This window comes from Actinoallomurus rhizosphaericola (assembly GCF_024055675.1).
Classification (GTDB): domain Bacteria; phylum Actinomycetota; class Actinomycetes; order Streptosporangiales; family Streptosporangiaceae; genus Actinoallomurus; species Actinoallomurus soli.
In genome coordinates this window covers 425,114-437,517 of the sequence record NZ_JAMXMW010000001.1, presented here as the reverse complement: position 1 = coordinate 437,517, position 12,404 = coordinate 425,114, and the positions used below count along the sequence as shown (strand labels likewise).

Annotated in this window: 10 protein-coding genes; 2 read left to right on the top strand and 8 right to left on the bottom strand. The window is 72.7% G+C overall.

The genetic code is table 11. The features are described 5' to 3' along the window. Positions 1–97: 97 nt before the first annotated feature. From rplS to rpsP, 5 genes are all read right to left on the bottom strand, one after another. Positions 98–448, bottom strand: coding sequence for a 50S ribosomal protein L19 (rplS, locus tag NE234_RS02110; RefSeq protein WP_252776340.1), 351 nt, complete (start codon positions 446–448; stop codon positions 98–100). Between the two features lie 105 nt (positions 449–553). Next, positions 554–1,327, bottom strand: coding sequence for a tRNA (guanosine(37)-N1)-methyltransferase TrmD (gene trmD / locus NE234_RS02105; protein ID WP_252776337.1), 774 nt, complete (start codon positions 1,325–1,327; stop codon positions 554–556). 163 nt (positions 1,328–1,490) lie between these two features. Beyond that, positions 1,491–1,991, bottom strand: a complete 501-nt coding sequence (gene rimM / locus NE234_RS02100) for a ribosome maturation factor RimM (protein ID WP_252776335.1) — start codon at positions 1,989–1,991, stop codon at positions 1,491–1,493. 55 nt (positions 1,992–2,046) lie between these two features. Then, positions 2,047–2,289, bottom strand: coding sequence for an RNA-binding protein (locus tag NE234_RS02095; RefSeq protein WP_252776333.1), 243 nt, complete (start codon positions 2,287–2,289; stop codon positions 2,047–2,049). Position 2,290: 1 nt separating this feature from the next. Continuing rightward, entirely contained in the window at positions 2,291–2,758 is a 468-nt protein-coding gene (gene rpsP, locus NE234_RS02090; RefSeq protein ID WP_252776330.1) for a 30S ribosomal protein S16, read from the bottom strand. Between the two features lie 297 nt (positions 2,759–3,055). Here rpsP and NE234_RS02085 point away from each other — a divergent pair, with 297 nt between their 5' ends. Next, positions 3,056–4,657 carry an aldehyde dehydrogenase (NADP(+)) gene (locus NE234_RS02085; RefSeq protein WP_252776328.1) on the top strand — a complete coding sequence of 534 codons (1,602 nt, stop codon included), beginning with the start codon at positions 3,056–3,058 and terminating at the stop codon, positions 4,655–4,657. Positions 4,658–4,797: 140 nt separating this feature from the next. On the opposite strand, the gene ffh is transcribed toward NE234_RS02085, so the two are convergent. Then, positions 4,798–6,345 (bottom strand): signal recognition particle protein, encoded by a 1,548-nt coding sequence (gene ffh / locus NE234_RS02080; protein ID WP_252776325.1) that lies wholly within the window; start codon positions 6,343–6,345, stop codon positions 4,798–4,800. A 248-nt stretch (positions 6,346–6,593) separates the two neighbouring features. Here ffh and NE234_RS02075 point away from each other — a divergent pair, with 248 nt between their 5' ends. After that, positions 6,594–8,249 carry an acetolactate synthase large subunit gene (locus tag NE234_RS02075; protein ID WP_252776324.1) on the top strand — a complete coding sequence of 552 codons (1,656 nt, stop codon included), beginning with the start codon at positions 6,594–6,596 and terminating at the stop codon, positions 8,247–8,249. A 47-nt stretch (positions 8,250–8,296) separates the two neighbouring features. Here the strand turns inward: NE234_RS02075 and NE234_RS02070 are convergent, their stop codons facing one another. Further along, a complete protein-coding gene (locus tag NE234_RS02070) occupies positions 8,297–9,745 on the bottom strand; it encodes a hypothetical protein (RefSeq protein WP_252776322.1) in 1,449 nt (482 codons plus the stop codon). 107 nt (positions 9,746–9,852) lie between these two features. Next, positions 9,853–12,402: a [protein-PII] uridylyltransferase gene (locus NE234_RS02065; RefSeq protein WP_252776319.1), complete on the bottom strand. Its 2,550-nt coding sequence runs from the start codon at positions 12,400–12,402 to the stop codon at positions 9,853–9,855. Positions 12,403–12,404: the final 2 nt, after the last annotated feature.

Genomic DNA, 12,404 nt, shown 5'->3' with positions numbered 1-12,404 from the left:
GTGTCGCCCGCCGCGTCCGTGGAAATCTCCGCCGTGGCGACAAGAAGGCCCCGACCGTCGATCGACGGGCCGGGGCCGGCAGCGGGACGAAACCCGCTCAGTTGTCGCGCTTCTCCTTGATGCGGGCGGCCTTGCCGCGCAGCTCGCGGAGGTAGTAGAGCTTGGCGCGCCGCACGTCACCGCGCGTGACGACCTCGATCTTGTCGATGGACGGGCTGTTGAGCGGGAACGTCCGCTCGACGCCGACGCCGTAGCTCACCTTGCGGACGGTGAACGTCTCCCGGGCACCGCCGCCCTGGCGCCGGATCACCACACCCTGGAAGATCTGGATGCGGCTTCGGTTGCCCTCGGTCACGCGCACGTGAACCTTGAGCGTGTCACCCGGGCGAAAGTCCGGTACGTCAGACCGCATCGCGGCCTTCTCGATCTCCTGGATCAGGGTGTGCATGACTGCGGTTCCTCGTGGTGAAACGCGCGCGGCCAGGGACGCCGACGCGCGATGGGATCTTCTGGAAGTCTGGACACGCCCAGCGTCGAACACCGGGGTGACGTCTCAGTGTGCCATACGTTCGGCGTCAACCGGAAAACCGGCCTCCGCGAGGGCCCGTCGGTCGGCCTCGTCCAGCGCGTTCCGGCCGATCAGCTCGGGCCGCCTGGCGGCGGTGCGCCGCAGCGCCTGATCACGCCGCCAGCGGGCGATCACGGCGTGGTTCCCGGACATCAGCACCTCGGGGACGTCGCGCCCGCGCCAGGTCGCCGGCTTGGTGTACACGGGTCCTTCGAGCAGGGCCTCCATCCGGCCGGGCGCGAAGGAGTCGTCGGTCACCGAGTCGGCGTTGCCCAGCACGCCGGGCAGCAGGCGGCTGACCGCCTCCACCATCACGAGGACGGCCACCTCGCCACCGGCCAGGACGTAGTCGCCGATGCTGACCTCGTCGACCGGCATCCGCTCCCGGGCGTCCTCGATGACGCGGGCGTCGATGCCCTCGTAGCGCCCGCACGCGAAGACGAGCCAGGGCTCCGCGGCGTACTCCACGGCGAGTTCCTGGGTGAAGGGGCGTCCACTCGGCGTGGGGACGACGAGACGCGCGCTCGACGGAGGGGGTACGACGGCGTCCAGGGCCTCACCCCACGGCTCCGGTTTCATCACCATGCCGGGGCCGCCGCCGTACGGGGTGTCGTCGACGGTCCGGTGACGGTCGTGCGCCCAGCCGCGAAGATCGTGTACGTGGACGTCGACGTCGCCGCGCCGTCGCGCCTTGCCCAGGAGGGAGACGTCGAGCGGCGCGAAGTACTCGGGGAAGATCGTGACGATGTCGAGTCTCATGGGCGCTCCGTGTGTCCTTCATCAAGTCTGCCCGTACGGACCGTCGATGGCGCCGGGGCCGTACGGTCCGTCCAGGCGGGGGACGCCGTCCGGCCCGTGGGCATCGGGCCGGGTGGCCGTCGGCCGCCGGGCGACGCGGAGTGGCGAGCGCCCGGGGCGGGCGTCATTCGAGCAGGCCGGGCGGGGGGTCGACGACGATCCGCCCCCCGGGCACGTCGACCTCGGGAACGAGGGCGCGCACGAAGGGTATGAGCGCGTCACCGCCGGGCCGCCGGACGACCAGGAGATCCTGGCCGAGATGCTCGACGTCCACGACCTCGCCCACCTCGGTCCCGTCGGGCGTCACCGCGACGAGACCGATGAGCTCCTGGTCGTGGAACTCGTCCGGGTCGGTGCTGGGCGCGATGTCCGCGGAGTCGACCAGCAGAAGAGTGCCGCGCAGCGTCTCCGCGGCCGTCCGGTCCTCGACGCCGGCGAAGCGTACGAGGAGACGGCCGGCGTGCGGGCGTACGGACTCGATGGTCAGCGGCCCGAGGCGCGCCGGGTCGGTGATGAGCGATGACCCCGGCGCGAAACGCGTGCCGGGGTCATCGGTGCTCATGTCGACGCTCACCTCGCCGCGGACCCCGTGGGCCCGGCCGATACGGCCGACGGCGAGCAGCATCAAGCCGCTCCGCCGGCGGTCGCGCCGATCTCGCGGAGGATGTCGACCGCGAGCACTATCGGGCCTCGTTGAGGTCGAGGAGGTCGACGCGGATGTACCGGCCGCCCGCGAGGGCACCGATCACCGTGCGCAGGGCCTTGGCCGTGCGGCCGTTCCGGCCGATGACCTTGCCAAGGTCGTCGGGGTGCACGCGCACCTCGAGAACCCTGCCGTTGCGAAGCCGGCGGGCACGCACCCGGACGTCGTCCGGGTGCTCCACGATTCCGCGGACCAGATGCTCGAGCGCCTCCTCGAGCACCTTAGGCCTCGCTCTTGGCTTCGGAGGTCTCCTCGGCCGACGCCGACTCCTCCGCCTCGCTCTTGGCCTTCTTCGGCTCGGCCTTCTTCTTGGACTTGGGCGTCGTCGCCTTGCCCTCGGCGTCGTCCAGGGTCTCCTTGACGGCGGCCTGGAAGACCTCCTGCTTGTCGGGCTTGGGCTGGGCGACCTTCAGCGTGCCCTCCGCGCCCGGCTCGCCCTTGAACTTCTGCCAGTCGCCGGTGATCTTCAGGATCGACAGGACCGGCTCGGTCGGCTGGGCGCCCACGCCCAGCCAGTACTGCACCCGCTCGGAGTCGACCTCGATGAGCGAGGGCTCCTCCTTCGGGTGGTACTTGCCGACCTCCTCGATCGCACGCCCGTCACGCTTGGTGCGGGAGTCGGCGACGACGATCCGGTAGTACGGAGCCCGGATCTTCCCCAGACGCTTGAGCTTGATCTTGACTGCCACGGGTGTGGTGTTCTCCAGATTCGAAATGGATGAGTGGATCAGCCCCGGGTGGGGACCGGAACCGCCGCTCGGGTGGACACCGGCGCGCAGGTGAGAGAGGGCCCCACACGGTCCGGTTTTCCAGCATGTCATTCTGCCAGACGATGACGGAGAAGTGGCAATCGATCAGCCCCCCGCGCGTCACGGTCGGCGATCGCCCGATGACGGGCGCACGGCCCGCCATGTGGGCGGCTCAGGAATAAGGGTACGCAACGATGGAGTTGGCTACCTTTTTGCGATGAAAGTGAGCTTCAGCCGATGACCGTACATGACACGACGTCCGCTCTGACCGGAGATCAACTGATCGGCGCGCGGGACGTACGAGGGTCGGGCGAGGAGTTCCACGCGGTCGATCCGCGGACCGGCGAGCGGCTCGGCCCGGCGTACCGTTTCGGCGTGGCGGCCGACGTCGACCGTGCCGCCGCCCTGGCGTGGGACGCGTTCGGCACGTACCGGAACACCGATCAGGAGACCCGTGCCGCGTTCCTGGAGGGGATCGCCGACCGGATCGACGCGCTCGGCGCGGAGCTGATCGCCCGGGTCACCGCCGAGACCGGCATCCCGGAGGCCCGGGTCAAGGGCGAGCTCGCGCGGACCACGAACCAGCTGCGGCTGTTCGGGCGGGTCGTACGGGACGGCGGCTGGCTCGGCGCCCGCGTCGACCCGGCCGTTCCGGACCGGACCCCGCTGCCCCGGCCGGACCTGCGGCAGCGGCGGATCCCGCTGGGCCCGGTGGCGGTGTTCGCGGCGAGCAACTTCCCGCTGGCCTTCTCCGTCGCCGGCGGTGACACGGCGTCGGCGCTGGCCGCGGGCGCTCCGGTGGTCGTCAAGGCGCACCCGGCGCACCCGGGCACCTCGGAGCTGGTCGGCCGGGCGATCAGGGCGGCGGTCGCCGCGCACGGTCTGCCGGAGGGCACCTTCTCGCTGCTGCACGGAGGCCGGGAGCTCGGCGTGGCGCTGGTCACCGACCCGCGGATCCGGGCCGTCGGCTTCACCGGCTCCCGGCAGGGCGGCCTGGCGCTGGTGGCGGCCGCGGCGGCGCGTCCCGTGCCGATCCCGGTGTACGCGGAGATGTCCAGCGTGAACCCGGTGTTCCTGCTGCCCGGCGCGCTCCGGGAGAAGGCCGGGGAGCTCGGCCCGGCGTACGTCGCCTCCCTGACCACCGGGGCCGGCCAGCTGTGCACGAGCCCCGGCCTGGTCTTCGCGGTCGAGGGCGACGGGCTGGACGCGTTCGTCGCGTCGGCGGCCGCGGCGCTCGGGGAGACGGCGGCGGCGCCGATGCTGAACGCGGGCATCCGGCAGGCGTACGACGACGGGGTCCGGCGGCTGGAGGGCACGGACGCGGTGACCGCGGTGGCGCGCGGCGGCGACGACGCGACGATCGCCTGCGGCGGGCGCGCCGCGCTGTTCGTCACCGACGGGGACGCCTTCCTGGCCGATGGCTCGCTCCAGGACGAGGTCTTCGGCGCCGCGTCGATCGTCGTACGGGTACGGGACCAGGCCCAGCTGCTGCAGATCGCCGAGGCTCTCGAGGGCCAGCTCACCGCGACCGTGCACGCGACGCCGGAGGATCACGGGCAGGCCGCCGAGCTGCTGCCGCTGCTGGAGCTGATCGCCGGGCGGGTCGTGTTCAACGGCTGGCCGACGGGCGTCGAGGTCGGGCACGCGGTCGTGCACGGCGGGCCGTTCCCCGCCACGTCCGCGCCGGCCACCACATCGGTCGGGACCCTGGCGATCGAACGCTTCCTGCGCCCCGTCAGCTACCAGGACGCGCCCGCGGAACTGCTGCCCGCCGAACTGCGCGACGGGAACCCGCTGGGCATCTGGCGACGCGTCGACGGCGAACCCGGCCGCGACTGACCTGCCCGCCGGGCACGCACGTGCGGCCATACGCCGGGCACCGTACCCGCAGCCTTCCGCCGGTCACAGGCGTACGACCATCCACCGGGCACCGTACGTGCGGCCTTCCGAGGACCCGGGAGGCCGCACGCTCGCGGCGATTACTTCTTCTTGCCCTGGAGCTTCGACAGGTCGGGCATCTGGAAACCGGGGGGCAGCTGGCCCGGCAGCCCTCCGCCGAGGCCCGGCGGGAGGCCCTGGGGCGCGCCGTCGGCGCGCTGCGTCTTCTTGCCCGCCGCCTCCTGGGCGCGCTTGCGCGGGTCGCCGCTGCGCTGCTTGCCCTTGCCCTTCTTGGCGGCCGCCTTGGCCTGCTTGCGCCGCGTGCCCGGCATGCCGGGGATGCCCATGCCGCCGGCCACCTGGCGCATCATCTTCTGCGCGTCGAAGAACCGGGTGACGAGGTTGTTGACCTCGGTGACGCTTACGCCGGAGCCGCGCGCGATGCGCGCCCGCCGCGAACCGTTGATGATCTTGGGGTTCTGCCGCTCCTCGGGCGTCATCGAGTTGATGATGCCGCCGATCCGGTCGAGGTCGCGGTCGTCGATCTGGTCGATCTGCTGCCGCATCTGCCCCATGCCCGGCATCATGCCGAGGAGGTTCTTGATCGGGCCGAGCTTGCGGATCATCTGCATCTGCTCGAGGAAGTCCTCGAGGCTGAAGTCCTCCCCCGAAGCGAACTTCGAGGTCATCTTCTCGGCCTGCTCGGCGTCGAACGCCTTCTCGGCCTGCTCGATCAGGGTGAGGATGTCACCCATGTCGAGGATCCGGCCCGCCATGCGGTCCGGGTGGAAGACGTCGAAGTCCTCGAGCTTCTCACCGGTGGAGGCGAACATGATCGGCCGGCCGGTGATGTGCCGGACCGAGAGGGCCGCGCCACCACGGGCGTCGCCGTCGAGCTTGGTCAGCACCACGCCGTCGAAGCCGACACCGTCGAGGAACGCCTGCGCGGTGACCACGGCGTCCTGACCGATCATCGCGTCGACGACGAACAGGATCTCGTCGGGGCGGACCGCGTCGCGGATGTCGGCCGCCTGGCGCATCATGTCCTCGTCGATGCCGAGGCGGCCCGCGGTGTCGATGATGACCACGTCGTGCTGGGCGTGGCGGGCGTGCTCGATCGACCGGCGTGAGACCTCGACCGGGTCGCCGACGCCGTTGCCGGGCTCCGGGGCGTACACCGCGGTGCCCGCCCGCTCGCCGAGCACCTGCAGCTGCTGGACGGCGTTGGGCCGCTGGAGGTCGGCGGCGACGAGCAGGGGCGCGTGCCCCTCGCTCTTGAGCCAGCGCGCGAGCTTGCCGGCGAGGGTGGTCTTACCGGAGCCCTGCAGACCCGCCAGCATGATCACGGTCGGCGGGGTCTTGGCGAACCGCACGCGGCGCGTCTCGCCGCCGAGGATGTTGACGAGCTCCTCGTTGACGATCTTGACGACCTGCTGGGCCGGGTTCAGCGCCTGCGAGACCTCCGAGCCGCGGGCCCGCTCTTTGATCTGCGCGATGAAGTCCTTGACGACCGGCAGCGCCACGTCGGCCTCGAGCAGGGCGACGCGGATCTCGCGCGCGGTCGCGTTGATGTCGGCCTCGGACAGCTTGCCCTTGCTGCGCAGCGAGGAGAAGACCGTAGTCAGCCGGTCGGAAAGCGTCTCGAACACGTGTCTGGACCAGTCCTAGGGTGCTTCGGGGATCGACCCTCAACACTATCCGCTCGGCGGCCCCCGGGTGCCGACCGCCACCGATCACTCTGACACGACGTTCGCGGTCCTGCCAGAGGCCCCCGGCGGCCCGCCGGACCTTCCCCGCCGGTCCGAGAGTGTGATCGGCCACATCCCGGAATGCCGATCCGAGCGCCGCACTTGGCCCAGATAGGTGAACATGCCGGTGAAAAGGGGAGGAAGTCCGCATGGACTCGCAGGTGGAGGCCGCCCGGCTCCTGGTCCGCTGCCTGGAGGCGGAGGGCGTCGAGTACGTCTTCGGCATTCCGGGTGAGGAGAACATCCACTTCGTCGACGCTCTGAACGAATCCTCGATCCGATACGTCCTCGTACGCCACGAGCAGGGCGCCGCGTTCATGGCGGAGATGTACGGGCGGCTGACCGGCCGTCCGGGCGTCGCGTCCGCGACCCTCGGACCGGGCGCGATCAACCTGCAGCTCGGGGTCGCCGACGCGACCACCAACAGCACCCCGGTCGTCGCCATCTCCGCGCAGGTCGGCCTGGACCGCATCTACAAGGAGTCGCACCAGATCATCGACCTCGTCTCCCTGTTCCGGCCGATCACCAAGTGGGCCGACATGGCGCCGACGCCGGAGGCCCTGCCGGAGATGGTGCGCAAGGCGTTCAAGGTGGCGCAGACGGAACGGCCCGGCGCGGTGTACCTGGCGATCCCCGAGGACGTCGAGTCGGCCGAGGTCGACCCGTCCCTCAAGCCGCTGCCGATCAACATCGTGCGCCCGGAGGAGCCCTCGGCGTCCCAGGTGGCCCGCGCCGCCGACGTCATCGCGATGTCCCGGCAGCCGATCATCCTGGCCGGCCATGGCGCGACCCGGAACCGCGCGAGCCACGAGCTGATCCGCATGTCCGAACGGCTCGGGATCCCGGTGGCGACGACCTTCAACGGCAAGGGCGTCTTCCCCGACGACCACGACCACGCGCTGGGCGCGGTCGGCTTCATGCGCCACGACTACGTCAACTTCGGTTTCGACGAGGCCGACGTGCTGATCTGCGTCGGGTACGAGCTGCAGGAGTTCGACCCGGTCAAGATCAATCCGCACGCCGACAAGAAGATCATCCACATTCACCGGTTCCCGGCCGAGGTCGACGACCACTACCCCGTCACGGTCGGCATCCAGGGCGACATCCGCAACTCACTGCGCGCGCTCACCGACGCCGTACGCCGCCGCTTCGACGCCCGCGGCACCGGCGAGAAGATCCGGCGGATGCTCCACGAGGAGCTCGAACGCGGCCGCCACGAGGACCGGTTCCCGATGTCGCCGCGCCGGATCGTCACCGACATCCGCGAGGCGATGGGCCGCAAGGACATCGTCCTGGCCGACACCGGCGCCGTGAAGATGTGGATGGCGCGGATGTACCCGACGTACGAGCCCAACACGCTGCTCGTCTCCAACGGCCTGTCGTCGATGGGCTTCGCGGTCCCGGGCGCCCTCGCGGCCAAGCTCGCCTACCCGAACCGGCACGTCCTTGCCGCCACCGGCGACGGGGCGTTCCTGATGAACTCCCAGGAGCTGGAGACGGCCGTCCGCGAGAAGCTCCCGATCACCGTGCTGATCTGGGAGGACCGGGCGTACGGGCTGATCGAGTGGAAGATGGACCTGGAGATGGGCCACGACTCGAACGTCGAGTTCGGCAACCCGGACTTCGTGAAGTACGCCGAGAGCTTCGGGGCGCGCGGCTACCGCGTCGAGTCCGCGGACGCCCTCCTGCCGACGCTGCGCCAGGCCCTGGAGGAGGACACCGTCTCGGTGATCACCGTTCCGGTCGACTACTCGGAGAACCTCCGGCTCACCTCCAAGCTCGGCGAGCTCACCGACCCCTTCTGAGACACCGCCGCCGGGGAGGGCCGGCCCGCCCTCCCCGGCGGCGCGCGTCAGCGGGCGGAGTTCACGGCGTCGTACAGAACGGCGGTCGGCTGGTCCGGGGTGAGCGTCGCGGGCGTGGGACCGGAGACGAACGACGCGCCGGGCAGGTCGTTCCGGCCGAGGAAGAACGCCCGGTTGATCGCCTGAACCTTGATCGTCGCGCCGGTGTCCTTCGCCGTGGCGGGCACCCGGATGCCGACGATCTCGGCCACGTCCGACGGCGTCGTCCCGGGCGGGAGCTGCACCGTCGTCGCCGCGGGCAGATCCCGGTTGATGGACCGGTCGGGGAACAGGTGATCCGAGCGGTACAGGGTCGAGTCGCCCTTGAGCCGTACGCCGATGGACAGCCCGACCCAGTCGGTGCCGTTCGGCGGGTCGAGGGTCTGCTTGCGGACGACGAGGTAGAGGTAGTCGCGCGGGTCGGCGATCAGGGTCTGGGAGGTCGTCGGCGGATCCGCCGCCACCCGCCCCTCGCGGCGCGCCTCCGCCGCCGCCACCCAGTACGTCCACGGATTGCGGTCCATGATCTGTTCACGGGCCTCCGTGGTCGCGTCGAGGACCTGCGCCGTCGACAGCGAGAACCGCATCGGGTCGTCGACCTTGTCGCAGATGTTGTTGTTCAGCGTGCAGGTCTGCAGCAGCGGGTGATCGCCCTCGTAGGTGCCGGCGAACTGCTGCGTGACGTGGTTCGGCGCCTGGAAGACGGCGGTGCCGGGCACCCGCCTGCCCTGCGCGTCCACCTCGACCTGGTAGATCCACTCGATGTCGGTGGTCCGGCCCCAGCGCGCCATGAGCTGCGGGGTGGACGTGCCGCCGTCCTCGTTGCTCCAGATGTAGGAGTACGTGAGCAGGCGGTGCCCCGGCGTCGCGGCGGGAACGTCCTCGTGCCAGGCGACCAGGGGCGTGTCGGTCGCGGCGTTCTGGAAGGGACCGGTCGAGGTGCCGCCGGTGCCGTTGCGGCCGTACAGCACGGGCGCGTGCGCCAGGTCGGTGTACGCCGGCGACCCGGCCGCGACCGTACGGAACGCCAGGCCGCTCACCCGTACGCTCCGGCCCGGCGACCGGTCGGCGGCCAGCCGGAGCCGCAGCGTGTGGCGGCCGGCCCGCAGGCGGCCGAGGGCGAACTCCCGCGTGATCGGGAAGGCTGCGGGAACCACGTCGTCGGTGGCGTACCGGCCGTCGACGAACAGCGACAGAACGGCCGACTCACGGCCCTTGACGGCCCAGGAGACGCCCGGGGCCGCCGCGGTGACGGCGGCGAGCACCTCGCCGTCGTGGCGGGTACGGAAGGTGATCGTGCGGTCGTGGCCGCGGTCGACGGCGAGTGCGCCGGCCGTGCCGGCGGGCGTCGCCGCGGCCCCGGCGGGTGTCACGGCTCCGGCGGGTGTCACGGCGGCCCCGGCGAGGGCGAGGGTGAGAACCGGCACCGCCGCGCGGATGAGTGAAGCGTTGGGCACGCAGACCTCCTGGGGATCTTGGACCCCCTGGAGCCTCACCCGGACCGCGGGCACCGTCAATGGGCCGCACGGCCAGTTCCGTGGATCTTCATCCTGTGGTCAGCGACTCAACGGACCACCTCGAGGACGGCCTCGCGGATCGTCTCCCGCAGGGCCCGGTCGGAGAGCGGACGCCCCTCGTCGTCCACGACGTAGAAGACGTCGACGGCCTCGGCGCCGAGCGTCTCCACCCGGGCGGCGCGCACCTGCACGCCGCAGGAGCCGAGGGCGTGCCCGATGCGCCAGAGCAGGCCGGGCCGGTCGTGGGCGCGCACCTCCATGACGGTGGCGGTGTCCGAGGCGTCGTCGAGGAGGATGACGCGCGGTGGAGGCACCGGGACGCCCTTACGAGGCCGGTACGACCGGGCGCGGCGCTCCAGCCGGGCCGCGACGTCGAGCCGCCCGGCGAGGACGCGACGGAGGTCGGCCTCGAGCGCGGCGGGGTCGGGGCCGGAGCCGTACTCGGGGACCGCGAGGAACTCGAGCACGGCCGTATCCCCCTGCTCCGCGCGGCCGCCCGCCCTGCCGGTCTCCGCACGACCCGCCGGTCCGCGCGCTCCGCCGGCCTCCGTACCACCGTCCACTCCGCCGGCTTCGCCGCGACCGTCCACTCCGCCGGCCTCCGTACGACCGTCGACTCCGCCGGCTTCGCCGCGACCGCCCGCTCCATCGGCCTCCGCACGGCCGCTCGCCGCGTCGGGCTCCGGGCGGCCGGTCGCTCTGGCGGCCTCCGCGCCGGCGGCTGTGGCCCAGGACGCCGTACGGGCCCCGCGGACGGCGAGGCGGTGCAGGGCGAGCACGCCGGCCGCCTGCCAGAGCAGGCCGGGGCGGTCGGGCGCGACCACCGTGATCCGCGACCCGGCGACCCGTACGGCGCCGCCGCCGTGGCGGGCGAGGGCCAGTTGCTCGGGGGCGGGGTCGGGTGCGACGGGCGGCGGCGCTCCGGCGAGCACGGCGGCGACGCGGCGGGCCAGTTCCGCGACCAGGCGGGCCTTCCACGCGCCCCACGCCGCCGGGCCGGTCGCCTGCCCGTCCGCGATGGCGAGGGCGGCGAGCGTCTCGAGCACGACGGGGTCCCCGACGGTCTGGGCCACCGTCTCGATCGTGACCGGGTCGTCGAGGTCGCGGCGGGTCGCGGTCTCCGGCAGCAGGAGATGGTGGCGGACGATCGACTCCAGCGCCCGTACGTCGGCCGCGTCGAAGCCGAGGCGCCGGCCGAGGTCCCGTGCCATGACCGCGCCCGTACGGGAGTGGTCGCCGGGCCAGCCCTTGCCGATGTCGTGCAGCAGGGCGCCGACCAGCAGGAGGTCCGGCCGGGCCACGTCGCGGGTGTGCGCGGCGGCGCGGGCGGCCGTCTCGACGAGGTGCCGGTCCACGGTGTAGGTGTGCACGGGGTTGCGCTGGGGCCGGTTGCGGACGCGTTCCCAGTCGGGCAGGAGCCGGACGATCAGGCCGGCCTGGTCGAGCGCCTCCCAGACCCCGACCGCGGGCGGTCCGGCGCCGAGGAGGGTCACCAGCGCGTCGCGGGCGTCCGGCGGCCAGGGATCGGGCAGCGGTGCCGTCTCCTCCGCCAGGCGTTCGACGGTCGCCGTGGCGAGCGGCAGTCCCGCCTGCGCGGCGGCCGCGGCGGCGCGGAGACCGAGTACGGGGTCCCTGCGCGGGTCGGCGCCCAGCGCGAGGACGACCTCCCCATCCTGCTCGACGACGCCGTCGGCGAGCGGCCTGCGGACGGGACGGCCCGGCGGGGAGGAGAGGCGGGCGACCGTCCGCCACACCTGGTCGCCGGCGTACGTGATCGTGCGGGCGGCCTCGGCGATCGCGCGCAGCAGGGCGTGCGCGTCCAGCAGGCCCAGGGCGGCCGCCACGGCGTCCTGCTCCTGCAGGACGAGACGGTCGCCTCCGCGGCCGGTGTGCTGGTGGAGCGCGTGCCGGACGTCGAGCAGGAGGCCGTACGCCGCCTTGACCGCGTCCGTCGGGCCGGGTGCCACCCAGGCCGCCGCGACCGCCTGGATCGCGTGGACGTCGCGCAGCCCGCCGTGGGACTCCTTCAGGTCGGGTTCCAGCAGGAAGGCCAGTTCTCCGTAACGGCTCCAGCGGGACCTCGCCATCTCGCGCAGCTCCGGCAGCCGCCGCCGCGCGTCCGCCCGCCAGTCCGCGAGCACCACCTCGCGCAGGCCACGGGTGAGGGCCGGGTCGCCGGCGATGTGCCGGGCGGAGATCAGGCCCAGCGCGGCCTTCATGTCCTCGCGGGCGACGGCCCGCGCCTCCGCGGGAGTGCGCACCGAGTGGTCGAGACGCTGCCCGGAGTCCCAGATCGGGTACCAGAGGCGGTCGGCCAGCGCGGACACGTCGGACCGGTCCCGGTGCAGGAGGACCAGGTCCAGGTCGCCGCCCGGGGTCAGCTCCTCGCGCCCGTGGCTGCCGACGGCGACCAGCGCGACGTCGGCCTCGGCGCCGAGCAGGCGGGCCAGGTCGCGGTCCAGGTCGCGGGTGCGGTCGGCCCGCGCCGCCCCGAGCGCGGCGCGGGCCTCGGCGGTCGCCGGCGGCCTGGAGAGGGCACGGCCCGGCAGGGCGACCCCGCCCGCCGGGCCGTGCGTTCCCCCGATCACATCCGCCACGC

Coding starts and splice junctions, on each gene's coding strand:
- rplS (WP_252776340.1), bottom strand. CDS start 448: ATGCACACCCTGATCCAGGAGATCGAGAAGGCCGCGATGCGGTCTGAC.
- trmD (WP_252776337.1), bottom strand. CDS start 1,327: ATGAGACTCGACATCGTCACGATCTTCCCCGAGTACTTCGCGCCGCTC.
- rimM (WP_252776335.1), bottom strand. CDS start 1,991: ATGCTGCTCGCCGTCGGCCGTATCGGCCGGGCCCACGGGGTCCGCGGC.
- NE234_RS02085 (WP_252776328.1), top strand. CDS start 3,056: ATGACCGTACATGACACGACGTCCGCTCTGACCGGAGATCAACTGATC.
- NE234_RS02075 (WP_252776324.1), top strand. CDS start 6,594: ATGGACTCGCAGGTGGAGGCCGCCCGGCTCCTGGTCCGCTGCCTGGAG.